Origin of the sequence: Pseudomonas quebecensis (assembly GCF_026410085.1) — a bacterium.
Taxonomy (GTDB): domain Bacteria; phylum Pseudomonadota; class Gammaproteobacteria; order Pseudomonadales; family Pseudomonadaceae; genus Aquipseudomonas; species Aquipseudomonas quebecensis.
Genome location: NZ_CP112866.1, coordinates 1,774,067 through 1,797,031, shown reverse-complemented (window position 1 = coordinate 1,797,031; position 22,965 = coordinate 1,774,067). Strand labels below are relative to the sequence as shown.

The following is a 22,965-nucleotide window of genomic DNA, read 5'->3' as shown; positions in this document are numbered from 1 at the left end:
GGTGGCGTACCGCCTCGCACATTTTCTGATCGCATTCCAATGCCCTGCCCCTACAATGTCCTCCATTCATTCCTGGGGGCTTCATGGATATTGAACTGGCACGCACCTTCCTCGAAATCACCCGCTGCGGCAGCCTGGCCGCGGCGGCCGAGAAACTGCACGTTACCCAGACCGCCATCACCGCCCGCGTGAAAAACCTTGAAAGCCAGCTGGGCTGTACGCTGTTCGTGCGCAACCGTGCCGGGGCGCGACTGACCGCCGATGGCGAGGCCTTCGTGGTGTATGCCAACCAATTGCTGCAAACCTGGGAAGCCGCGCGGCGCGACCTGCCGTTGCCCGACGGCTATCGCAACGTGCTGCATATCGGCGGTGAGGTGAGCCTGTGCAACCCGCTGATGCTCGGCTGGGCCAAGGCCTTGCGCGAGCACATCCCCGGCCATGCCCTGCGCACGGAAATCCGCGAAGGCGAGTACCTGCTGCGCCAGCTGGAGCTGGGCGTGCTCGACGCCGCGCTGGTGTTCCAGCCCCACTATTGGCCGGGCTTGCAGGTGGAACAGGTCCTGGAAGAAAAACTGATCCTGGTGCAGTTGGCGAGCAAGCCCGAACCCTACGTCTATATCGATTGGGGCCCGGGGTTTCGCCAGCAGCATGACGCCGCCCTGCCCGAGCGTGCCCGCGCCGCCGTGAGCTTCAGCCTCGGGCCGCTGGCGCTGCAGTACATCCTGGAGAACGGCGGCGCCGGGTATTTCCGCACGCGGGTGGTGCAGAGCTATCTCGACAGTGGGGTGATGCAACGCGTGCCCAAGGCGCCGGAGTTCAGCTTTCCGACGTACCTGGTGTACGCACGGGCGCGGGATTCGTCGGTGCTGCAGCGCGCGCTGGAACTGCTGCGCGGGGTGGTCAAGGCCGAAGGGGATTGGTCGCAGCGCTGGGATCCACTGATTTAAACCCTCAGAAATTGCCGCAAAAAAAGGGGGCAGCCTGTGCAGGCTGCCCCCTTTTTCACTGTTGCATCACGATCAATGCACGATGGTCTGGGTGCAGATATGCCCCAGGCTGACGTACTGCACATTGTCACCGCCAACGCCTACCCCCGGGAACTCAGCCAGCTCGATGCGCCAGCCGCCTTGGTTGTACGTGGTGTCCCATTTGTACGGCACGCCGGTACTGCTGTCGTTGATGACCGTGTGGTAATCGCCGAAGCAGCTGCCGATATTCGCCGTGGCCGACGTTTCACCTGCGCTGTTGGTGGTGGCCGGATAATTGACCCAGCGGTAGTTGAAGTCGATGAAGTGATTGTCCACGCGCAGCACCGGAGTGACGCCCAGCAACGGCGCGCCGGTGGAGTCGGACCATTGCGTTTTCCAGTTCAGCACCCGTGCCGTTTGCGTGGCCAGCGGCATTTCCGAGACCGGCACACGCACGATGTTGTCGCCCTTCACGTCGTGGGTATTGAGGCGTGGCGTAGAGCCCAGGCTCAGTTGGTACTGCTTGGTCGCGTCCTGCGCGACGTCGGGGTTGGCCCGTACGCGCACTTTGACCGTGGTGCCCGGCGCCACGCTGGGGTAGGTCGACGACGAACCGGCCGGTACCGTGATCCAATTGACCCCATCAAACCGGTCGAAGATCCACTGGTTGCGACTGCCGGTTTCATCACCGGCAAGGTACATGCTCACGCTCTGGCCGCGCACGGCCTTGAAGTCGAAGTAATCGACATCGTTGGCGTTGTCGAGGTTGCCGCTGACTTTGTTCATCGAGTCCGGCAGCACGAAGGCGGTCTGCGGCGTGTCGTTGGGTTCGTAGGCATCGATGTTGCTGTCTACGGCGACGCCAAAGCTGAACTGCCCGTTGCTGGCGGTATTGGCCACCATGTACCAGTAATAGTCCCCCGCCGGCAGCACGCCATTGAGGTATTCATCGGCGTTGCCGGCGGCATCCGAAGACCCGACCAGGCTCAGGTTGCCCTGGCCGTCATCCAGGAACAGGCTCAGCGACATGTCGGTGCCGGCGCTCTGGTTGACCAGTTGCACTTGAATACGCGCATTCTGCGGCAGGTTGAAGTGATAGGCGAACTCGTTGCCGGCCTGCACCCCGTCCACGCTGTACAGCGTGTTGATATCAAGCGTGGGGAACAACGGCTCGAACGCAGCAATGGCGGCGGCGCTCAATTCGGCCTGCGCCGGTTTTTTCAGTTCACCGACCACGGTGTCGAACGGTGCGGTTTTCACCGCCTGGGTCAGCGCCTTGGACTGGCCGGTCTTGGCGGCCTTGAGTTTTTGCTTGAGCAAGGCCGGAACCTTCGCCGCATCCAACTTGCCGCCGGGCTTGAGCGCCTTGTCGACCGCCTGCCGGACGGCCTGGGCAGTGAGTTTCTGAGGGGTTTGCTCCGCCAGGGCAAAGGCCGAAACAAAGCAGGAGGCCGCCATGGCCGCGCCGAGCATAAAGGCTTTTTTCGATTTCATTTTTTATCCATCCATAGTTAAAAACTGAAGGTCAGGTGACATCCGGTCACCTGGGATGGACTGTAGGACATGACTGTATGGATGTACAGTATTTTTTGAAAAAAATGTGGGCTCAAGGGAAAATGCATGTAGGAAAAAAGCTCCTTCTACAGCCAGGTCCCCCAATACCCCCAACCCACAGCCCAAATCATCACAAGACGATATGGCCAAACGGCCCAACGCTTGAGTGCAAGGGGGACGGCGGCTAGCTCTGCTTCGGTCACGAGGCCTTCTTTAACCGAACGTTTTGGCGTGCGCAGGATATTAATCAACAGTGCCATGCGATTACCCCGGTTGAGCTGCTGGTTTCGTTTCCAGCGTTCCTGATATTTACGGACCTCTGCGTTTTCTTTGAAGTAGCTTTCCAGTTCGTCGAGTTTTGTGTGCCCTGCATACAACATCAGTCCCAGAACAACGAACGTGCCAACGATCATCACAAGGGTGTACATGTAAAAAACAGACATCATTAAGCGCCCTCCGGTTGAAATATCACATCACCGTCGATCTCGATGATCTTTCCGCCAAGGAACGCCCCTGCATCACCTCCTTTAGTTCCTCCAACATATCCTCCCGCGGCTCCCCCAATAACTCCACAAGACAGTGCGCCGCTTCCTCTAGTCGCCACACCTAACAAAAGGGTGCAGGCGCGGCGGGTTAGTTCAGCGCCTAAGCCTCCGATTCCAGCAGCCCCAGCCACTCCCCCCACCAACCTCCCCGTCTCCACATACTTCGCCCTCCTGCACTGCGTCTCCCGCCCCGCCACACACGCCTCCTTGATTTCCAACCCCGCCACGCCCACATCCAGCGCCACCCCCAGGTAGGTCCCCTTGCCCAACCACTTCGACATCTGCGCAGTCTCCCGAATCCGTTGCGCATACCCGGCGATCTCACCCTTATGCAGATAGCTTTTGGTCGATATCCCCAGCACCTTTTTCAACGACTCATTGCCCTGCAACCCCGTGCCGAACCGCGCCGCGCCTTGCAGCTGCAGGTCCAGGCGGCGGAACAGGGCCTGGCGCTGCTGGATAAAGGCATCGCGGTCCAACGCGCCGTCTTTCAAGCGTTGATGCAAGCGTTCGATGTCTTCCAAGGTTTGCGCCACCTCATTCAGGTGCCGCGCCCAGGCCGATGTGGCGCTGCCGATGCCAATGGAGGTGGACGCCATGAAGCTCTGCAACAAGTCGTAGTTGCCGATCAAGGCATTGCCGGTGGATGAGTTCATATCCAGGTGGCGTCGCACCTCTTGGGCATGTCGCATCAACCAGGCTTCCTCGCCCGAACAACTCACGCTGTGGGAATCGGGAATAATCACCAGTTGCCCCGGCGTGACCAGGCCGGGGCGCAGGTGCCGGTTCAACACATCAAAATGCTCGGAGCGTTGTCGGCTCGGGGCGCTGCCCATCAGGCGCGATTTCAAGCTGTGGTAGTCCGTGGTGCGGTCGTTGATATAGCTCTGCGCCATGCCCTACATCCGGGATGCAAAGAAGATGGCGTGGAAATATAAGCAAGCGCCTGGGGCCCGGACACAAGCGCAAGTGGGGTCATTAACATTTGGGAAGTTGCCTACTTCGTGAAGAAACAGCGCCTACAGAAACACCCCTAATAACCGGTCATTTCCAGGTAACCCACCCCACCGTCAAAGCGCACCGGGCCTTCCCAGTACGGAATACTCAGGTTCATCCAGGCGTTCGGGTTAAGAGCTTCGGTGGTGATGTCCAGCTGTTTGCTGGGGATCTTCAGCGACCAGCGCGTCGGTATCTGGCGCCCGTCAATCGCGGTGGTGCCCAACGGCGTCAGTTGGATATCGGCGTTGTGCAGGGTTTGGGTGCGGCCTTCGCGGTCGATCCAGGTGCCGGTCAGGTACGGCGCGCCGTCGGTTTGCCGCACCCGGAACAGCATCAGGTGTGCGCCGCGATCCAGGTGCAGGGAGAACCAGTCCCAGCCTTTCTGGCTGGCGCTCAGTGGTTGGCTGCTCCATTCGCGGTCGAGCCACGCGGGGCCGCTGACCTGATAGGTCTTGCCATCGATGCTGACGCTGCCCTCGGCGCGCAAGAACGGCTGGCTGTAGTAATACGACGCCTGGCCCTGGTCGGATTTGCGGCTGTAGCCGTTGTCGCCCTGCAGCACCAGTGGGCGACTGGAGGTTAAACGCAGGTCGTAGGCAAATTGCGCACCGTTGGCCTTGAGTTGCATGTCGGCCAATGTGCTGGTGGCGCCGGGACGGCTGGTGAAATGCCAGTCATCGATCCAGGCGTTGAACGGCGCCGCTTGCGCCCCGGCCTGGCCTACGCCGCCACGGGCGAAGCGTTCGGCGGCGTAGTGGCGGGTGTCGGAGGTGACGGCGGCATGCCCGAGCCACAGGGTGGAGTCGTGCCAGCCCGGTTGCGTCGGTCCGGCCTTGAGGGCGTTGCGAAACAACGTCCACTGCACGCCGAACACGTTGCCTTGGGCATCCTTGAGGTTGGCGGTGACGTACCACCATTCGATGCGAAAGCCCGCGTGGGGACCATGGTCCTCGGGAAAGCTGAAGACCTTGCCTGGCACTACCTGGGCAAAGTCCGCCGCGTCGCTGCCAAGGCCGGCGAAGCTTTCCTCGGGCGCGGGGGCTTTGTCGCAGGCCGCCAGCACGAGCAGCACCGCCCAGCACAGCGACTTAACCTTCATAGGCGAATGTCCTCAACAAATCCGTCGGGCGGCTGCGATACAACTGCCACAGCGGCCAGGCCGAGGCCAGCAGCGTGGCCAGCATTGCCAGGCCCAGCAACTGCGCCAGTTGCCAGGGGAATACCTGCAACGGCAGGCGCCAGCCGAAGGCCTGCACATTGATCACCGCGTCCAGGCACCACGCCAGCAGCAGCCCCAACGGCAGCGCCAGGCACAAGGTGAGCACCGCCAGCAGCCAGGTCTGGCCGAGGTTGAGCAGCATCAATTGTCGCCGCGTCACGCCCAGCGCCCACAGCGGTGCAAGTTGGCCGAGGCGGCTTTGGCTTTGGGTCAGCAGGCTGATGAACAGTGCCACGCCGGCCACGCCAAGGGTGAGGCTGTTGAGCGCGGCCGTGGCGGCGAAGGTGCGTTCGAATACCTGGCTCGACCAGCCCTTGAGTTGCTGCTGATCGATGATGCGGCTGTCCTCCAGGGCAAACACACGCTGCACATCACGGATCAGCGGCGGCACATCGGACGGTGCGACCCGCAGGTTGAACCGCGACGGAGACAGGCCCGGCCAGTGGTTCAGCAAATGCGTGGCATTGATCAACAGATGGCCTTTGGGGTTGCCGTAGTCGGCGTAGATGCCCACCACCTTGAGCGCCCAGCGCCCTTGCGGTGTCGGCAGGTCCAGCGTGTCGCCCACGCTCAGGGCCAGGCGCCGCGCCAACTGTTCGCTGAGCATTACGCTGTCACTGTCGCGCAATTGATCCCACGGCGCAGAGGCCGCTTCCAGCAACGGCCAGTGCTGACGATAGGTCGCGTCGTCGACCACACCCGCCAGGTCTGCCGGCCAACCCTCAAGCTGCACCGCCACCTGCCAGGTGGGCAACACCGCGCGCACCAGCGGTTGCTGCGCCAGCCAGGTGCCCAGTTGCTCGGCCTGGGCCGGGGTCTGGGGGTTGAGGTACAGCTCGGCAGTCAGGCGTTGTTCCAGCCAATGGTTGAATGTGAGGCGAAAACCCGAGGTCATGGAACCGGCACCGATATTGGCGGCCAGCGCCAGCAGCAGCGCCATCAGCGCCAGGCTCAGGGCCGGCAATTGCTGGCGACAATCGGCAAGAAACCATTGGCCAAGGACCGAGCGACTGCGGCCCAGCACCGCCTTGAGCAAGCCGTTGAGCAGCACCGGCAAGCCCAGGGCTGCGCCCAGCAGCAACGCGGCCATCAGTACGAACCCGGCGGCCAGGCTATCACCCCGCCACAGCGCCAACAGCGCCACCAGCAGCGCGGCGGCGGCCACATAGCCTTGACGCCGCAGCCAGCGCCCATGCGCCTCGTGCCAGGCCTGGGCATTGGCCAGCGCCAGCAAAGGCAGGCGCGCCGCGCGCCACAGACTGTTGGCGCCGGCGAGCAAGGCACCGAACAGGCTCAAGCCCAAGCCGGCCAGCCACCAGCCTGGGCTCAGGCTCAGTTGCCCCGGCACCTCGGCGCCATACAGACCGCGCAGGCTCGCGGCCACGTCCGGCAGCAACAGGCTGGCCAGCAAGTAACCGCTGGCCACGCCGAGCACGCCGCCCAGCAACGACAACACCCCCAACTCCACGCCCAGCCCAAGGATCAGGCAGCGCGCGCTGACCCCACACGCGCGCAACGTACGCAGCAGACCGCGCCGCTGTTCCAGAGCCAGGCCGATGGCGGCGTGCACGATAAACAGCCCCACCACGAAGGATAAAAAACCCAGCGCGTCGAGGTTCAGGTGGAAACTTTCAGTCAGCCGCGCAAGGTTGTTGTCCTCGCCTTGCTTGAGTTGCAGCTCGGCGGGCGGTGTCGGGTGGCTCGCAGCAAAGGCCTTGTCCACCAGCAGGCGCGACAACCGTTCGGGCATCGCCAATAGCGTTTGCGCGAAGCCGATGTCGGTGAGTAACAGCCCGGGTGCCATGTCCGCCTGGGCCTGCAACGGCGGCAGGCGCTGCCCCGTCACCGTCAACGGTTGCTCGCCCTCATGCAGCCCCAGGCCCCGCAGCGTCTGCGGCGCGATAAAGGTAAGCCCCGGCGGCGCAAAGAACGCGAGGATCTGCGCCTGGCTCATCCGCTGCCCCGCCACCGCGCCACTGCCCGGCAACGACAACGGCTCGATGCCCATCAACTGCAAGCGCTGGTCCTCATGCCCCTGAAGCTGAACACGCCCCTGCACCACCGGCGACACCGGCCACCCGGCACGGCGCAATTGGGCGAACAGCGTCTGCGCAAAACTGGCCCCATCGGGCGTTGAGAGACTGGCCTGGGGTTCGCCTCCGATCAACTGGCTGGCGCGGGCGTAGCTGTCGCGCGCCTGGCTGTTAAGGGCCTGCACACCGGTCAGCAGCGCAGTGGCCAGCCATAGACCGGTCAGCACGCTGAAAAATTGCACCGGGTGACGCCGCCAATGGCTGAGCAACGCGCGCAACGACCAATAGAAGACCGACATGTCAGGCGGCACCCGCCGGCACGACCTGCCCGCGATGCAACAGCACCTGGCGATCCAGCCGCGCGGCGAGCCGTGGGCTGTGGGTGACCATCAACAGGCTGGTGGGGCTGTCGCGCAGCAGGTCGAGCAGCAATTGCAGCACCTCGTCGCTGGTGGCTTCGTCGAGGTTGCCGGTGGGTTCATCGGCCAGCAACAGGCCCGGACGCGAGGCCAGCGCGCGGCCCACCGCCACGCGCTGCTGCTGGCCGCCGGAAAGTTGCTCCGGGTAGCGCGTCAGCAGGTCGCCCAGGCCCAGTCGCTCGACCAATTGCGCCTGCCACCGCGCATCGAAACGCCCCGCCAGCCGTGCCTGGAACGCCAGGTTGTCGGCAACGCGCAAACTGCCGATCAAGTTGAATTGCTGGAACACCAGACCGATGTCGGTGCGCCGCCAATGCGCCAGTTGTGCCTCGCTCATCCGGTCCAGGCGCTGTTCGCCGACCTGGATACGCCCGGCATCGATCCGATCCAACCCGGCCACCAGGTGCAGCAGCGTGCTCTTGCCGCTGCCCGATTCGCCCATCAACGCCAGGCTGCCGCGCGCGGCCAACTGCAGATCGACGCCCGCCAGCACCGGCAACGGGCCTTGGGGAGTGGCATAGCTTTTAAACACGCCTTGCACCTGCAACATGGAAACGCTCGTGTAATGGCTGGGCAATCGAGAATAACGGCTGCAGGTCGAGACCACGCAAATTTTTCACATGGATTTCACCGCTCGCCCACTCACGGCTCTTTAAAGTGCCGGCCAAGCGTCACCCGTCGGCCACTTATTAGTTGCCACGTCTGGCAACTTTTAACCGCCGCATGTTCAGCGAAAAGACAGCCGCCCTGTGACAGCTTCTGGCTCCCCGGCAGGCATTCGCCGACCCGTAGCACCTGATCAAATAAAACGCTGCCGACAGCGCCCAAGGTGAATGAAGTGGTTGACCTTATCCTGACCGAACCGCGCACGCGCAGACACTTCATCAAGCGTTTGTCAGCCCTCTGGCTGGGCATCGTCGTCGTTGCCTTACTTGTGGCCGCCTTCATGTTCTGGCCATTGTCGCCACGGGACCTGGGCGTCGGTAATCGCTTGCTGAGTTCATCGGTATTGCCGCTCTGGCGCGACGGCGACCTGATTGTGCTGGTACGCCACGAAGAGCGCTGCGACCGCTCGAGCAACCCATGCCTGGGCCCTGTCGAAGGCCTGACGATCGCAGGCAGCCAACGCGCCGAACAGCTCGGCAAAGCCTTTAAATCATTGGGCATGGAAGGCAGCGACGTGCTCGCCAGCCCGGCCATTCGCACGGCCCAGACGTCCCGTTTCATGTTCGGCCAGACCGAGGTCACCGCCAGCCAGCAAGCCGTCTGCGGCACGGCGATGGGTGAGGAATTGCTCAGCCACAAACAGTCCGGACGCAACCTGGTATTCGTCACTCACAGCGGCTGCATCGCCGACTTCGAAGCCCGCCTGGGCTACCCCCATGCCAAGTTCCCTGAATATGGCAGCGCGCTGTTCGTGCAAGTTTTGCCCAATGGTCAATTCAAGCCTCTGGGCATCGTGAATAACCCCGACTGGCCGATGGCACTCAAGCAACTTTAAGTGGCAGGCAACTCATTACTGCAGTTTATGTTCAGCAAAAAGACAGCCCAGTTCTGGCATGTTCAATTACGCCTTTAATTTAAGGACGTCATGACTATTTCCCGCTGCTTAGTGAGCCCCGTGAATTCCGCCGCTGTTACTTCATTACTTAAAACCGACATTGTCATGACCCGCATAAACCCCCTGCATGTGCTATTAGCCGCGTTCGCCGCTTTTTATTTATTACCCCTGGGCCTGCACGGTCTATGGACGCCGGATGAAACACGTTACGCCCAAGTCAGCCAGGAAATGCTGCTCAGCGGCAACTGGATCGCACCGCATTTCATGGGCATCCGCTATTTCGAAAAACCTGCCGGCGGCTATTGGCTGATCGCCCTGGGCCAGGCGTTGTTCGGCCAGAACCTGTTCGGTGTGCGCATTGCATCGGCGCTCGCCAGCGGCTTGAGTGTGCTGCTGGGCTACCTGATCGCCCGCCGCTTGTGGAACGACCCTCGCAAAAGCTTCGCCTGCGCCCTGCTCTACCTGAGCTTTGGCCTGGTGGCCGGCCAGGCCGGGTATGCCAATCTTGATCCGCTCTTCACCCTGTGGGTCAACCTCAGCCTGGTCGCGCTGTGGTTTGCGCTGGACAGTCAAACCCTGTCTCGCCGGATGAGCGCCTGGGCCACTGTGGGGTTCGCCTGCGCCATGGGTTTCATGACTAAAGGGTTTCTGGCCTGGGCGTTGCCGGTACTGATCGCCGTCCCCTACATGCTCTGGCAACGGCGCCTGGGGGAATTGCTGCGCTATGGGCCGCTGGCGGTGCTGGTGGCCGTGCTGGTGTGCTTGCCGTGGGTGTGGGCGATTCATCGGCAGGAACCGGACTTCTGGCGCTTCTTTTTCTGGAACGAGCATATCCGCCGGTTCAGCGCCGACGACGCGCAGCACGTACGCCCGTGGTGGTTCTTCCTGCCCATCATGGTGGTAGCGTGCCTGCCTTGGGCCGGGCTGCTGCCCAATACCCTGCGTAAGGCCTGGCAGGCAAGAACCCAGGCACCGGTGCGCTTCCTGGCTCTATGGCTGCTGTTGCCGCTGGGCTTATTCAGCCTGAGCAACGGCAAGCTGCCGACCTATATCATGCCCTGCCTGTTGCCCCTGGCTTTGCTCATGGGCCACACGCTGGTCGATCTGGTGAACCAAGGCAAAGGTCGCGCGATCGGCCTCAACGGCCTGCTCAACTTCGTCATCGGCATGGCCGCAATGATCGGTCTGATCTACCTGCAAATTGCGCGACCGCTTTATGGCAACAGTCATGCCGAGATGTTCAGCCTGTCGCTGACCTTCATCGTGCTGCTGGGGTGGATTCTGACCAACCTGCTGCAGGCCTTCCGCCCGCTCGCCCTGTGGGCCATGCCGACACTGGGCATCGGCCTGCTGGTGGTGCTGCTGCCGGCCGGTATGCCGGCGCTGATCACCGATAACGAAATGCCCGATCAGTTCGTGCTGGAACACCTGGACGAACTGCAGCAAACCAACGCCCTGCTGAGCAACCAACTGGAGAGCGCCAGCGCCCTGGCCTGGCGCCTGCAACGCACGCAAGTGACGCTGTACAACACCGAGGGTGAACTGCGCTATGGCCTGCAATACCCCGATGCAACGCAACGAAAAGTGAACCTGGCGCAGGTTCAGGACTGGCTCACGCAGGCTCGCCGCCACGGCCCGGTCGGCGTACTGCTGCGGGTCGGCAGCACCAGCGAAATGGCCGAGGCGGGCCAGCTGCCGCCTGGGGGTAAGCGCTATAACAAGGGCTATCTGGAACTGACCCTGTATCCGCAGGTGCCCTGATGCCGCGCTTTTTCAGGACCGACCGCGGCGCCCTGTGCCTATTGCTCTGCGTTTCGGCCCTGTTGCTGCTATGCGGGCTCGGCGCGCGTGACCTCTGGGGCCCGGAAACCCGCTGGGCCAACATTGCGCTGCAGATGCTGCAGAGCGGCGATTACTTCGACCCCTACCTCAAGGGTGCGCCCTACTACGACAAACCCCTGCCTTCGTATTGGCTGATCACCGGCATGGCGCATCTGACGGGCGGCCTGGGCCCGTGGTCGCTGCGCCTGCCATCGGTCATCGCCGCATGGCTGAGCGTGTGGCTGATCTACCTGCTCGGCGAGCGCCTGTTCCGTAAAGGCACCGGCCTGATCGCCGGGTGGATGCTTGCCACCACGTTTTACTTTCTGTTCTGGGCCCGCGTAGCCACCGCCGATGTGCTGACCCTGTGCGGCGTATTGGCCGCAGTGTGGTGGTACTGGCGCGGGCCGGAGGACACGCGGTTTGGGCGTTACACGGTGTTCTGCCTGCTGCTGGCGGCAACTTCGCTGTTCAAAGGCCTGATCGGCGTGGTGCTGCCGGGCCTGGTTTTGCTGCCGCATCTGCTCCGCGAACAGCGTTACAAGCGCCACCTCAGCCCGCGCCTGTTCCTGGCTCTGCTGCTCGGCGCCGTGGTGTACGCCGTGCCGTTCGTGCTATCCCGCCTCTACGGCGCACCGACTTACGGCGAGAGCGGCCTGGCGCTGGTGTTCCGGGAAAACGTGGTGCGCTTTTTCGCCCCGTTCGACCATATGGAGCCGATCTACACCTACCTGATCTACCTCCCTGCCTACACCCTGCCCTGGGCACCGTGCTGGCTGCTCGGCCTGTGGCTGGCGCTGCGGCACTGGCGCCGGACCCCGCCCAACGTGCGCTGGTTGGTGTGGGCCTTGGGCCTGCTGTTTGTGTTCTTTACCGCCAGCGGCAGCCGACGCAGTTACTACGTACTGCCGCTGGTGCCGTTCGCCCAGTTGCTGGCCGCCTGGTGGCTGAGCGAACGGCTGGCGACCCGGCCCGCCAGCGGTCCTCGCTGGCAGAAGGGTTTCGCCATCGCCGCCGTGGTCATGCTCGGTGTGCTCGGTGTGGCCTATCCCTGGAGCAACGGCCGTGGCGGCGTTACGCGCTTTGCCGAGGATGTACGGACCGAGGCGGTGAGAACCGCGCCGTGGGATCAATGGCAGATGGTCCTGGTGGAAGCCGACAACAAGGCGCCCCTGTACCTGCAAAACCCTGGCAGACCGTTTTACTACGTGAGCCAAGCCCAGGACTTCCCGCGCCTGGGTGACAGCGCCGCGTTCATGGCCTGGCTGGATACCACCAGCGGCCGGCACTTCGACCCGCAGCGCACGATTATTGTCACCGCCTTCTCCAAGGACGACCCGACGCCCTTGGCTTACCTCGCCGTGGACCATCAGGTGGTCACCACACAACCGGACAATGGCGAACGGCTGTTTCATGTACGCCAGGACGGCAGCCGGGCGTTCATTCCTCGTTTGCCCTGAGTTGAGCAGCTCGCGCCCTCCCCCTCCCGGCCGCAACATCCAAACGGATGGATCGGGTATCCATGAAGCCTGACGGCTGAAACGATTAAATTCCTGTAGGAAATTGCCTACTCGATAAATCGCACCACGTGCACAACGTGCGCAGTGATCTGAACATTTATCTATTATTTTCAAACAGTTAATCAATACATCCAGACTCGTCCGCTGATTCCTGTCCGGAAAGGACCGTCAGAAACGTCCAATTAATGACGTGGTTTTTATGGCACGTTGTGTACCTCCTTTCAGCTGGATACGTAGGATCAGGTTTTTATGGGTCAACCAAATCTCCAACGTCTACCTCGCTCTCTACAGCGCAGAGCGGCGGCAAGGCCTCAGGGTGGCCATTAACGGTGCCCGATCTCGACACACAGCGGGCCGCGCCCCCGACCAGCCAACCTGAGAACGCGCCGTTTTACGCAGAACTGGGCGAGGTCATTGCCCATAGCGGGCACGCCCGGTTCGCCGAGCACCTGCTGCATCTGGTGAACAAATGGGTGCCGATCCACTGCGTCGATCTCAGTGAATGCACCCTGGATGAACCGCACGAACGCGTCATCGATATCAAGCGGCTGGGCAGCGCCGGCCAGCATCCCGCACGCCCCTTACGCTTGCCTTCGGGCCCAGACCACCCGCTGTGGCGAGCCATGCTCGACATGCAGGACCCGCTGCTGATTCAAATGAACGCCAGGCTCAACAGCCCGCAACCCTGGGACAACCTGCACCAGTGCCACCTGGTGTCACGCCAGGGCGACAGGCGCTGGGTGATATCGTTCTCCCGCCCGTGCACCGAACGTGGGTTTTCCTTGAGCCAGTTGTCGTTTCTCAAGCGCCTGTCCGAGACCTTGCTGCCGTTGCTCGAACACCACGCCCACCTGCTGCGCCAGGCACCGTGCCCCCCGCCCGAACCGGGCCTCGCGCTGTCGCAGCCCTCGCACCTGCAGCAGGCGTTCTACCAGCGCCTGTCCCTGGACGACATCAGCCTGTCGGCGCGCGAGCAAGAGGTATGCCTGGGTTTGTTAACGGGCGGCACCGTGCCGCAGCTGGCGGAAAAACTCAGCGTGAAAAACAGCTCGATCGAAACCTACCTCAAACGCGCCGCCGCCAAACTGGGCGTGAGTGGCCGGCATGGTCTGGCCAAGTGGATGATCGGCACCGGTGAGTCTGGATACGGTACGGGGTAAGGCGTGGCGCGGCTTGCCGCAAGAGCGGTCATCCCATCGCCAGACTGAACGGCGAAAATTCCGCAAACCGCCAGCGTAATGCCAGCGCGGCAGGGCGACGTGCGACGTGTTCCACCGTCACCGTCCACACGCGCTGGGCTCCCTCAAACAGCGCCACCTGCGGGCCGTCGAGGATCAGCGCGGTGCGTCCGGCAAGCTGCAGCACATCCCCGGTGTCGAAATCGATAAACAACAGTCCTGCCAGCGGGTTGGCCGCCAGGTTGCCCAGGGTGTTGAAGAACAGGTTGCCGGCGTAATCGGGAATGGTCAGCACGTTGCCCTCGACGCGCACGAAACCGGTGTTGCCGCCCCGGTGGGAAACGTCCACCGCGCGCTCGCCGTCGGTGTCCACGTAGGTGGCGACGAAGAAGGTGTCGGCGCTGCGAATCAGGTGCTGCGCGGCGGCGTCCAGGTGATCGCTGCGCTCAACCGCGTTGCCGGGTTTGCGCGCGACGCCTTCGACAGGGCGCAGTTGGATGTACTTGGGGCAATTGCCGAAGGTGTGCACCACATCGACCGAAAATCCGTCAGGGTCAAGGGCGTCGAGGCGCCCGTTCATGCGGTTGCGGCGACGGGTATTGAGGTCGATGCCGAGCACGCCGACCGAGGCACCCTGGTGCAACCCCGCGCGGGCAGGGTCGGTGGCCGCCGGCAGGCTGTCGATCTGCAGGCGCTGCGGGTCGGGCGAGTGTACGAAGCCTGGCGCACCCTCCACGAGCGTTGCCCAAGGCGTGCCTTGCCCATCGACCACGCCGAGCACGAGGTATGGCAGCAGCGGGTAGAAATCCCGATGCTGCTCGGGCAAGTGGTCGCGAATGACCTTGGGCCCGATCACCGCCATGCGCTCGGCGACGCCGGCGCTCTGCTGCATCTGCCGTTCGCCGGCGTGCCAAGGGGATTGTTCGAGAGTGTTCATGGGTCACCTCCAGCAGGAATAGGTGAATGCTGCGCCCGGACACGCAACGAGGGAATCACCACCTGCGGCAATCCACTGTTACGCCAACTGAAATGCCGGATGCCCGCGCAACGCGCTCACACAGTGCTCGACAAAACTGCGCACGCGCATCGGCGCATGCCGGCCCTCGCGGTACACCACCTGCACCGGCAGCGGTGGTCCTTCGAAGTCCCGCAGCACCTGGCGCAGGGCCCCGCTGAGCACATGCTCATGCACCGGGTAACTGAGGCACTGCAGCAGCCCCGCGCCCTGCACGGCGGCGTTGATCGCGCCTTGCACCGTGGAGCACGTCAGGCGTGCGCGCGCCCTGAAGGGGTCCTGTGGGTCCGCACTGGCGATCAGGCGATGCTGCTTGAGTTCATCCGGGTGCCGGGGTTCGCCATGGACCGCCAGGTAATCGGGGCTGGCGCAGAGGATAGGCCGCACCTGCCCGAGCGGCCGCGCGATCAGCGACGAGTTGGGCAACTCGCCCACCAGGATCGCCACATCCACGCCCTCTTCATGCAGGTTAGGGTGGGCGTCCTGATACCGCGCCAGCAGACGCACATCGGGGTAGCGCACCAAATAGCCGGCCAACACCGGCGCCATCGCATAACGACTGAACAACAGCGGCATGCACACCCGCAGGGTGCCCTGGACTTGTATCTGCAAGCCCTTGGCCGATGCTTCGGCGGCGTCGACGGCGGCCAGCAGCCGCACACAGTCGGCCAGGTAGGCGTCACCGGCGTTGGTCAGGCGGACGCCCTGCGTACTGCGTAGCAACAGGGCGACACCCAGGCGCGCCTCCAGGCGGGCCATCGCGCGCACCAGCGTCGGGCCGGAGACCCCAAGGGCGCGCGCCGCCGATGCCAGGCTCGGTTGCCCGGCCAGCGCGACGAACAGTTGCATATCGCGATAGCGCTCCATCAATGACGACGCCCGTGGGGCGGGTTCAACGCAGCATCCTGGCTCAGGCGCTGGCTGAGAAAGTCGACAAAACTGTTGATCCTGGCGGGCACGCGCCTACGGTTGTGGAACACCACTTGGATCGGCAGTGGCGGCGGCTCGAAGGCCTCGAGGACAATCTCCAGTTCGCCGGCCGCCACCGCCGCCGCGACCTGGTAGGACAACACTCGCGTCATCCCCCAGCCCAGGCGCGCCAGGTTGATCGCCGCGTTATTCGCCGAAACCACCAGCCGCGGCGTGATCGACACCGCCAGCGGCCGGCCGTTGTCGACGAATTGCCATTCACTGACCACCTGGCTGGCGGATGAGGTGGCGATCGTCGCCTCGCGCAACTGCGCGGGATGGTCGGGCCGGCCATGCTGATCCAGATACCCCGGCGCGGCGCATACCACGCGGCGCACCTCGCCAACCTTGATCGCCTGTTGCCCCGGCTCATGCAGGTGGCCGATACGCACGGCCACATCGACGCCTTCATCGGCCATGTTCACCACACGGTCGACCAGCAGCGCGTTGATCGTCACCTGGGGGAAGCGGTCGAGATATTCACCCAGCAGCGGTGCCACATACAGCTCGCCGAACAGCACCGGGGCGGTCAGCGTGAGGTGGCCCCAGGGGTTGGCATAACTGCCCGCCGCCGCTTCCTCGGCCTCGTCCAGCTCGGCGAGGATGCGCCGGCAATCTTCCAGATAACGCTGGCCGGCTTCAGTCAGGTGCAGGCTGCGGGTGGTACGCACCAGCAACTGCGTGCCGAGGCGTTGCTCCATGGCGGCGATGGCGCGGGTCACGCTCGGCGGCGACGTGTTCAAACGCCGCGCCGCAGCGGCAAAGCCCTGCTCCTCGGCGACCGCCAGAAACACCTGCATCTCGTGAAATCGGTCCATCGGTGCTCCTTAACTGGATTGCAGCCCGGCGGCCGTGCGGGGCATGCCCACAAAACCCGGCAAGGCTTCAATGCGCCCGAGCCAGGTGCGTACCTGAGGGTAGTCGGCCAGCGACACATTGCCTTCCGGCGCGTGGGCCACGTAGCTGTAAAAAGCGACGTCGGCGATGCTCGGTTGCTCACCGACCAAAAACGGCGTCTGGCTTAGTTGCTGCTCCAGCAGGTGCAGCAAGGCGTGGGCACGGCTGATGGCCAACGGCGCATCCACATCGGCGCCAAACACCACCGCCAAGCGCGCGGTGGCAGGTCCGGCGTGCAGCGGTCCGGCGGCCGCCGACAGCCAGCGCTGAACCCGCGCCTGGCCGACCGGGTCGCTCGGCAGCCATTGGCCGTTGCCGTATTGGCGTGCCAGGTACACCAGAATTGCATTGGAGTCGGCAAGCACGGTGCCGCCATCATCGATCGCCGGCACCTGGCCGAAACTGTTGATATTGGCAAGGAACTCCTCGGTTTTATGAGCGCCTTGCTTGAGGTCCACCAGAATGAATTCACTGGGCAGCCCCAACAACGACAGCATCAACTCCACGCGATGGGAATGACCGGACAACGGGAAACCATAGAGTTTGATCGCAGGCTGAGACATGACAGGCTCCAAAAGTGGGGTGGGCAACGCTGACCATCTTCCAGCGCTGCCGCCGCCGGAGGAATCACCACGATTCACAATCGAGCATTTCACCCTGCGAAACAATCACACACCTATGTCGGTGAGGGTGTCAATCAGTTGAAGGGCGTTGGCTGCCCCACCGCCACAGGGGCGGCACCGCGATTTCAGGTAAAAAATTCAAACTATCGCGGCCCCCATGGCTCAGAACTTCACGTTCAACGTTTTTGCAGGAGGCGACATGCAATATCGACAACTGGGCCATTCGGGTCTGCTGGTGTCCGAAATCATCCTGGGCACCGTGCCGTTCGGCGGGCGCGCCGAGTTTGAAAAATGTGGCGCCGTCGACGTGCCCCAGGCCAGGCGTATGTTCGACATCGCGTTCGACGCCGGGGTGAACATGGTCGACACCGCCGACCTCTACTCCCACGGCCTGGCCGAAGAAGTCGTGGGCAAAGCCCTGGGCGACAAGCGTCACGACATCCTGTTGGCCACCAAGGGACGCAGCCCGGTGGACAACAACCCGAACAACTCCGGTTCCTCGCGCTATCACCTGATTCGCGCGTGCGAGGCCAGCCTGAAGCGTCTCGGCACCGACCATATCGACCTGTATCAATTGCACAACTGGGACGGCATGACGCCCATCGAGGAGACCCTCGAAGCCCTGCGGCTGTTGGTCGGCTCGGGCAAGATCCGCTACTTCGGCACCAGCAACTTCACGGCCTGGCAGATGATGAAAACCCTGGGCAAAGCCGAGTTGCACGGCATGCTCAAACCCATCACGCAACAGATCTACTACACACCGGAATCCCGCGAGGCCGAATATGAGTTGCTGCCGCTGGCCCTCGATCAGCACGTAGGCACCCTGGTATGGGGACCGATGGGCGAAGGCCTGCTGACCGGTTCGACCCGCCGTGGGCACAAGCCGCCGGCCAACACCCGCCAGGGCAGCGATTGGCCGGAACCCTATGTGCACGATCAGGAACGCGCCCTGGACATCATCGAAACCCTCGCCGCCGTGGGCGATGAGCACGGCGTTTCAGTGGCGCGTACGTGCCTGGCGTGGCTCAAGGATCGTCCGGGCATCACCTCGTTGATCGTCGGCGCGCGCACCGAGGAACACCTGCGCGACAACCTGGCGGCCACCGAGTTGAAACTCAGCGAGGAACAATCCTCCCGCATCGAAGCCGCCACGCGGCGCCAGCCGTTGTACCCGTACTGGCACCGTTTCACCGCCGGGATCGACCGCTTCGACCCGGCAGAGCAACCGTTCCTGGCCGAGCACCAGAAGACCCTGGACGCGCGTCAGGACCAGTAAGCCAGAGCGGCCCTGCGCGCCAGGGCCGCCTTGCAATCGCCAGGCACACTGCCTATATTTGCGCCCTGGCGCGATCCACGCCACCTTCCGCGGAAAGGGCTGCGCCCAGGACATCGCATCACCCACTCGATTTCTACGACTCCCCACCTGACAGCGGAAAAGGTAAGCGCAAGGAGCTCGTATGTCGCAACGTCCCGTTACCTCCACCACCGATGGCCGCCTCAACCTTGAGCAGCAGCGCAAGCGCGCCAAGGAACTGCTGACGCGCCTGAAAGCCCACGACGCTCACGCAACCTTGTCCCAGGCCCAATGGCAAATCGCCAAACAATTGGGTTTCAGCAGTTGGCCCAAACTCAAGGCCCATGTCGACGCCCTCGACTTCGCCGCACGCCATCCCAACTTCCAAGCCAGCGACGAAGCCCGCACCACCCATTGGCGCTGCGGCAGTGACATCGCCCATACCTTGCAACTGGCCGGGTTCCAGGGCCAGTTCCGTATGCTCACCGATCCGCTGTGCATGGGCCCGGTACGCGACCTGCCCGCCGAGGAATTTCGTGCCCTGCGCAGCGCCTTCATCAGCCAGACCTTTGCCATGGATCTGACCACCGTGGCGCAGCGGGTCGACAACGAATACCAGCACCTGCACGCCCTGGCCGACGATGCACCGAGCGTACTGTGGTGCGAAGCGGACGCCTACGATCAACTGTTCCTGATTCGCGCCCTGGCAGGCCTGGACCGAGCACCGCGCCACTTGGAATTGATCCAGGTCGATCGCATTCCCGGCGTCGAACGCTTTATCGGCATTGGCCAATTGGCCCCGGATGTGCTCGCCTGGCTCTGGCCACAGCGGCGCCGGATCAACGACGACGCGGTGCAACTGGCGGTGCGAGGACGCGGCGTACCCAACCACGTGGGGATTGATTTTCATCAACCCGCCCGTGCTTCGCCGCTATGAGAGCGACTTCAGGCCTTCACGTTCTGCCGGATATTCCAGCCGAACCTCACGGGCCCACCCTCCTTGGCACCATCGGCTTTCTGAGCTTGGTAGCTGACGTCAACGGTGGCGAAATTCAAGGCGATGCTGTCGAAGAGCACATCGTCCTGATTATTGGCACCGGTGCCGTAGGACACCACCATCACTTCCTTCAGGGTGATCACCAGATACTCCACTGGGCTGGAACCGCCCGCTTTGCGCACCACCAATCGTGCTTCGGGATAATGCTTGCCGCTGGCGCAGGCCATCATCAGGTTAGGGCTGGATTTATCCAGCGGCTTTTTCAGGTTCAGGTTGGCAATGTTGACCTTGCCCGAGCCCCCGCCGGTGCCTGAATGCATTGACCCGGTCTGCGACAGCCCCCACGCCCATTCGGTGATATCAATCTCGTCGCGATGGGCCTGGTCCCGTGATTCACCCTTGATATCGCCCAGTTTCAAAAACATATCGACTGCCATGTTGGTTCCTTGTCCTGTTGTTCGTCGGGAGTGACGTGGGGCGCACCGTTCCCGAATCGAGACGGCGCTCACAAGATGGCAAAGCTGGATCGGGAAGTGCCCGTCTTGAAAAGACGAAACATCCGACATTAATTTGCGCTGCTGCGTCTTTACTCTCTCGACTCCCCAAAAACCCAGGAGTTAAGGAATGACAACCGCCCTGCTCAAGGATGGATTTCCCTCGGCCCACCACACTACCCGCCAACGCATTGAAAACAGCATCGACCTGCGTCGACTGTTCTTCGCCATCGACAGCGATCCGGCGCTGATTGGTGCGGGCGTGGTGTATATCGATGAGGGCTTCAACGTGGTCACGCTGCGTGAGTTCCAGGCGATTTGCAGTGTGCAGCCCATTAAGGTGGTGTTGCGTGAGGCGCCTCGCTATGTAGGGCCGGTGGAGTTCAAGCGGATGTTGGAGCATGAGCCGCGGGAATCGCGGTTGGTGAGTGAAGCGTTGAATACGGCGGTGACGTGTGCGGGGGCGATACTGAGCTGGGTGGTGATTTCAAGTGGTTTTGCACTGATGCCTTTTACAGCTGGGACGAGCGCGGTGATTTCCTTCATGGGTCAGGCCGCAGCGGTGGCGGGTACGGCGCAGTGTATCGCTGGTGTCCTCCGAACGGGGTCAGAAGCCGCTTTCCCGGAATTCAATGATTATTTAGATAGCGAATCCTGGTATCAAGACGCAACGGTAGTGCTGGACGGAGTGGCATTGCTGGGCGTTTCAACTTCGATGTTAGTCACAGTGAAAGCCATTACTACAACCACAAGCGTATCCGGAAAATCCGTCCGCCAAGCACTCAAAGGATTGACTCGCCAGGAGCGGGCTAAACTCAATGATGAGTTGCTGAGCATTCGAGACCCGAGGTTAACGCCCAAATTGCTCAAGTTGGAAAAAGCCAAGGGCAGACTCCCCAAGCGTATCAGCGCCGCAAAGATGCAGCATGCAACCGCTACCCACATTATGGACGTACTGGCTGCGACGCTTAGCTTCACCAGTAGTGCAACCAACGGAAATGTCAGGACGCTCGCAATAGGCATCTACGAGGAACTCAGCCAGTGAGCAAGCAGAACGGAATAAAAAACGAATATTACTCGGCCGTCTTTATTGAAAACCCTTGGACATTAATCAAGCGGTACATGCCGGTAATCGGAGCAGACCTGCTTGTCGCATGCGCCTCAATAGGATTGACGGCAATCCTGGCAATGCTCACTTATCTCTCGACGTGCCCCACAGGTTTTGCCACCAAAACATCTTTTTTCGGCGCTACAGGACTTGGCGCAGTATTCGCCCTCGCCAAATACGAAGTGCTCTACGGCCGCATCCATTGGGTCTGGATAAACGTCGCGATATACCTCATCTGCCTGTTGGTAGCACTTCCCACCATCGCCTACCGCCCCAACACTTACCTTTACGCCATCTGCCTGCTCTGCCCCTTGACCGGCCTGTTGATCCTCAACAGCAATCGCTGCCGCGAACTGCGCCACAAGATGGTAGACATCCGCCACAAGCGCGAAGACATCATCGCGACCCTGAAAAAACAAGGCCGCTGGAAATGGTGGTAATCCCACTCACAAACAAGGACAAGCCATGCAGAACATCAACACCCTCCTACGCCAATTCAGCGCCGAAGGCGCCACCCATCTCTACTCCAGCCCGCCCTCGGTACTCACCCCCGCCGACCTGTATCGGGCCAAGGATGATGCCCGTTACCGCGAGCTGATTGCAGGCAGTAATATCTACCTCATCACCGCGCGGCGCCGGGTGCTGATCAACCCCTACGACGTTCAATTGCTCGACCGCACACTCCACGGCAGTTTCCTGGTGATGGACGAGCTGGGGGTGCAGTCCGTGCCTTTTCGCTATGACATCCCGCCGATCACACCGGACGATCACGATGCCATCGAACAAGTAACCGTTGCGCCAAACGGCACGCATTTGCAGATCATCACTGCCTCACGACAGGTCACCACCGCCGCGCATATCGTGGTCGCGAGCGCCAGCAGTGCGCTTGAAGCCGACCACCGGGATATGGACGTGCTGTACGTCGGCCAGGGTATCGGCCGAGTCAATTCGCGTAGCGCTGTCGACCGTTTGCTCAACCACACCACCTTGCAACGCATCCTGGCCGAGGCCTCGACCAACCACCCGGAGCTGGAGATTTCGCTGCTGCTGTATCGCTTCGAATACGGCCGGACAATGATCAGCAATGGCGGCGACCTCAACCTCGACCCGCTTGCCAGCGAGCAGGAGGAGCACGCGCACTTCGAGCGGCTGCGCTCAGTGCGACTGAACCGCGATGAGGTGATCACCTTGGCGGAAGCGGCGCTGATCAACCATTTCAAACCGCACTACAACACCTTGCTCAAGTCCACGAACTTCGCTGCACATCACAAGATCAAACCGCTGAAAAAGCTACTGGCCAGGGGTATCACCGGTCTTACGGTGGAGATTTGCACGTCAAACATCAACGCACGCCTCAGCACCCGTGACGCGCTGCCGCTGGACCTGACCACGATGATGCCCACCCATGTTCTGGAGGGGCAGGCCTTCAGCGACGAGCAGCAAAAACAGGCCTGGTTCGAGGAGTTGCGGGTCATGGCGCACACCCAATACGCCAGCTTCCCGCTGACCACGCCCGAGGAGCGCGATACCTTCATGCATGGCATGGTGTGGGTCGGGCAGACACAGCGGGAACAGATGTGGCCGATGCACGGCGAGGCCAACAAGTAGAACGCGCAGAGTCCAGTGATCTGTTCCTTCATGAGCCAACATAAACCACCTGTGGCGAGCGGGCTTGCCCCGCGTTGGGCTGCGCAGCAGCCCCAAAACATAGCCCGGAGCTGCCTGGCACACTGCGGTGCTCTTATTGGGGC

Annotated in this window: 20 protein-coding genes and 1 pseudogene; 10 read left to right on the top strand and 11 right to left on the bottom strand. The window is 62.4% G+C overall.

The annotated features are described in order from the left end of the window. Positions 1–83 precede the first annotated feature (83 nt). Entirely contained in the window at positions 84–947 is an 864-nt protein-coding gene (locus tag OSC50_RS08515) for a LysR family transcriptional regulator (protein ID WP_181081811.1), read from the top strand. 72 nt (positions 948–1,019) lie between these two features. Here OSC50_RS08515 and OSC50_RS08510 read toward each other — a convergent pair whose 3' ends face one another. The 6 genes from OSC50_RS08510 to OSC50_RS08485 form a co-directional block, all read right to left on the bottom strand. Then, positions 1,020–2,462: a hypothetical protein gene (locus OSC50_RS08510; RefSeq protein WP_266246054.1), complete on the bottom strand. Its 1,443-nt coding sequence runs from the start codon at positions 2,460–2,462 to the stop codon at positions 1,020–1,022. 146 nt (positions 2,463–2,608) lie between these two features. Further along, positions 2,609–2,965 carry a hypothetical protein gene (locus OSC50_RS08505; protein WP_253511862.1) on the bottom strand — a complete coding sequence of 119 codons (357 nt, stop codon included), beginning with the start codon at positions 2,963–2,965 and terminating at the stop codon, positions 2,609–2,611. A gap of 2 nt (positions 2,966–2,967) precedes the next feature. Further along, positions 2,968–3,963 (bottom strand): hypothetical protein, encoded by a 996-nt coding sequence (locus OSC50_RS08500; protein WP_266246056.1) that lies wholly within the window; start codon positions 3,961–3,963, stop codon positions 2,968–2,970. A gap of 137 nt (positions 3,964–4,100) precedes the next feature. Beyond that, complete coding sequence (locus OSC50_RS08495) at positions 4,101–5,165, bottom strand: lipocalin-like domain-containing protein (RefSeq protein ID WP_266246058.1); 1,065 nt, start codon at positions 5,163–5,165, stop codon at positions 4,101–4,103. Next, complete coding sequence (locus tag OSC50_RS08490) at positions 5,155–7,617, bottom strand: ABC transporter permease (protein WP_266246059.1); 2,463 nt, start codon at positions 7,615–7,617, stop codon at positions 5,155–5,157. Before OSC50_RS08490 ends, OSC50_RS08495 begins: the two co-directional genes overlap by 11 nt. Before the next feature lies 1 nt (position 7,618). Continuing rightward, a complete protein-coding gene (locus tag OSC50_RS08485) occupies positions 7,619–8,287 on the bottom strand; it encodes an ABC transporter ATP-binding protein (protein WP_266246061.1) in 669 nt (222 codons plus the stop codon). Positions 8,288–8,548: 261 nt separating this feature from the next. Between OSC50_RS08485 and pmrG the strand changes: the two genes are divergently transcribed. From pmrG to OSC50_RS08465, 4 genes are all read left to right on the top strand, one after another. Next, a complete protein-coding gene (pmrG, locus tag OSC50_RS08480; RefSeq protein ID WP_181081302.1) occupies positions 8,549–9,238 on the top strand; it encodes a lipopolysaccharide core heptose(II)-phosphate phosphatase PmrG in 690 nt (229 codons plus the stop codon). A 165-nt stretch (positions 9,239–9,403) separates the two neighbouring features. Continuing rightward, positions 9,404–11,059: a lipid IV(A) 4-amino-4-deoxy-L-arabinosyltransferase gene (arnT, locus tag OSC50_RS08475; protein ID WP_266246063.1), complete on the top strand. Its 1,656-nt coding sequence runs from the start codon at positions 9,404–9,406 to the stop codon at positions 11,057–11,059. After that, positions 11,059–12,579 carry an ArnT family glycosyltransferase gene (locus tag OSC50_RS08470; RefSeq protein ID WP_266246065.1) on the top strand — a complete coding sequence of 507 codons (1,521 nt, stop codon included), beginning with the start codon at positions 11,059–11,061 and terminating at the stop codon, positions 12,577–12,579. Before arnT ends, OSC50_RS08470 begins: the two co-directional genes overlap by 1 nt. Before the next feature lie 389 nt (positions 12,580–12,968). After that, positions 12,969–13,799 (top strand): helix-turn-helix transcriptional regulator, encoded by an 831-nt coding sequence (locus tag OSC50_RS08465; protein ID WP_266246067.1) that lies wholly within the window; start codon positions 12,969–12,971, stop codon positions 13,797–13,799. 28 nt (positions 13,800–13,827) lie between these two features. Here OSC50_RS08465 and OSC50_RS08460 read toward each other — a convergent pair whose 3' ends face one another. From OSC50_RS08460 to OSC50_RS08445, 4 genes are all read right to left on the bottom strand, one after another. Then, a complete protein-coding gene (locus OSC50_RS08460; RefSeq protein ID WP_266246069.1) occupies positions 13,828–14,754 on the bottom strand; it encodes a pyridoxamine 5'-phosphate oxidase family protein in 927 nt (308 codons plus the stop codon). A gap of 78 nt (positions 14,755–14,832) precedes the next feature. Then, positions 14,833–15,699 carry a LysR family transcriptional regulator gene (locus tag OSC50_RS08455; protein WP_253508446.1) on the bottom strand — a complete coding sequence of 289 codons (867 nt, stop codon included), beginning with the start codon at positions 15,697–15,699 and terminating at the stop codon, positions 14,833–14,835. Beyond that, the gene (locus OSC50_RS08450) at positions 15,699–16,619 is read right to left on the bottom strand and encodes a LysR family transcriptional regulator (protein ID WP_253508448.1); all 921 of its coding nucleotides are present in this window, start codon (positions 16,617–16,619) and stop codon (positions 15,699–15,701) included. The genes OSC50_RS08455 and OSC50_RS08450 overlap by 1 nt, the downstream gene beginning before the upstream one ends. A gap of 9 nt (positions 16,620–16,628) precedes the next feature. Continuing rightward, positions 16,629–17,261 carry a glutathione S-transferase family protein gene (locus OSC50_RS08445; protein ID WP_266246072.1) on the bottom strand — a complete coding sequence of 211 codons (633 nt, stop codon included), beginning with the start codon at positions 17,259–17,261 and terminating at the stop codon, positions 16,629–16,631. 259 nt (positions 17,262–17,520) lie between these two features. Between OSC50_RS08445 and OSC50_RS08440 the strand changes: the two genes are divergently transcribed. After that, positions 17,521–18,597 carry an aldo/keto reductase gene (locus OSC50_RS08440; protein WP_181081289.1) on the top strand — a complete coding sequence of 359 codons (1,077 nt, stop codon included), beginning with the start codon at positions 17,521–17,523 and terminating at the stop codon, positions 18,595–18,597. Positions 18,598–18,778: 181 nt separating this feature from the next. Then, positions 18,779–19,480, top strand: a pseudogene (locus OSC50_RS08435) (DUF1835 domain-containing protein); the annotation flags it as partial. A gap of 80 nt (positions 19,481–19,560) precedes the next feature. Here the strand turns inward: OSC50_RS08435 and OSC50_RS08430 are convergent. Next, complete coding sequence (locus OSC50_RS08430) at positions 19,561–20,049, bottom strand: Hcp family type VI secretion system effector (protein ID WP_266246075.1); 489 nt, start codon at positions 20,047–20,049, stop codon at positions 19,561–19,563. Positions 20,050–20,236: 187 nt separating this feature from the next. Between OSC50_RS08430 and ssp4 the strand changes: the two genes are divergently transcribed. The 3 genes from ssp4 to OSC50_RS08415 are packed head-to-tail and all read left to right on the top strand — an operon-like array spanning position 20,237 to position 22,822. Then, complete coding sequence (ssp4, locus tag OSC50_RS08425) at positions 20,237–21,151, top strand: Ssp4 family T6SS effector (RefSeq protein WP_266246077.1); 915 nt, start codon at positions 20,237–20,239, stop codon at positions 21,149–21,151. Beyond that, positions 21,148–21,654, top strand: coding sequence for a hypothetical protein (locus tag OSC50_RS08420; protein WP_253508459.1), 507 nt, complete (start codon positions 21,148–21,150; stop codon positions 21,652–21,654). Before ssp4 ends, OSC50_RS08420 begins: the two co-directional genes overlap by 4 nt. Positions 21,655–21,679: 25 nt before the next feature. Next, complete coding sequence (locus OSC50_RS08415; RefSeq protein ID WP_181081285.1) at positions 21,680–22,822, top strand: hypothetical protein; 1,143 nt, start codon at positions 21,680–21,682, stop codon at positions 22,820–22,822. Positions 22,823–22,965 lie beyond the last annotated feature (143 nt).

Coding starts and splice junctions, on each gene's coding strand:
- OSC50_RS08515 (WP_181081811.1), top strand. CDS start 84: ATGGATATTGAACTGGCACGCACCTTCCTCGAAATCACCCGCTGCGGC.
- OSC50_RS08510 (WP_266246054.1), bottom strand. CDS start 2,462: ATGAAATCGAAAAAAGCCTTTATGCTCGGCGCGGCCATGGCGGCCTCC.
- OSC50_RS08505 (WP_253511862.1), bottom strand. CDS start 2,965: ATGTCTGTTTTTTACATGTACACCCTTGTGATGATCGTTGGCACGTTC.
- OSC50_RS08500 (WP_266246056.1), bottom strand. CDS start 3,963: ATGGCGCAGAGCTATATCAACGACCGCACCACGGACTACCACAGCTTG.
- OSC50_RS08495 (WP_266246058.1), bottom strand. CDS start 5,165: ATGAAGGTTAAGTCGCTGTGCTGGGCGGTGCTGCTCGTGCTGGCGGCC.
- OSC50_RS08490 (WP_266246059.1), bottom strand. CDS start 7,617: ATGTCGGTCTTCTATTGGTCGTTGCGCGCGTTGCTCAGCCATTGGCGG.
- OSC50_RS08485 (WP_266246061.1), bottom strand. CDS start 8,287: ATGTTGCAGGTGCAAGGCGTGTTTAAAAGCTATGCCACTCCCCAAGGC.
- arnT (WP_266246063.1), top strand. CDS start 9,404: ATGACCCGCATAAACCCCCTGCATGTGCTATTAGCCGCGTTCGCCGCT.
- OSC50_RS08470 (WP_266246065.1), top strand. CDS start 11,059: ATGCCGCGCTTTTTCAGGACCGACCGCGGCGCCCTGTGCCTATTGCTC.
- OSC50_RS08460 (WP_266246069.1), bottom strand. CDS start 14,754: ATGAACACTCTCGAACAATCCCCTTGGCACGCCGGCGAACGGCAGATG.
- OSC50_RS08455 (WP_253508446.1), bottom strand. CDS start 15,699: ATGGAGCGCTATCGCGATATGCAACTGTTCGTCGCGCTGGCCGGGCAA.
- OSC50_RS08450 (WP_253508448.1), bottom strand. CDS start 16,619: ATGGACCGATTTCACGAGATGCAGGTGTTTCTGGCGGTCGCCGAGGAG.
- OSC50_RS08445 (WP_266246072.1), bottom strand. CDS start 17,261: ATGTCTCAGCCTGCGATCAAACTCTATGGTTTCCCGTTGTCCGGTCAT.
- OSC50_RS08440 (WP_181081289.1), top strand. CDS start 17,521: ATGCAATATCGACAACTGGGCCATTCGGGTCTGCTGGTGTCCGAAATC.
- OSC50_RS08430 (WP_266246075.1), bottom strand. CDS start 20,049: ATGGCAGTCGATATGTTTTTGAAACTGGGCGATATCAAGGGTGAATCA.
- ssp4 (WP_266246077.1), top strand. CDS start 20,237: ATGACAACCGCCCTGCTCAAGGATGGATTTCCCTCGGCCCACCACACT.
- OSC50_RS08415 (WP_181081285.1), top strand. CDS start 21,680: ATGCAGAACATCAACACCCTCCTACGCCAATTCAGCGCCGAAGGCGCC.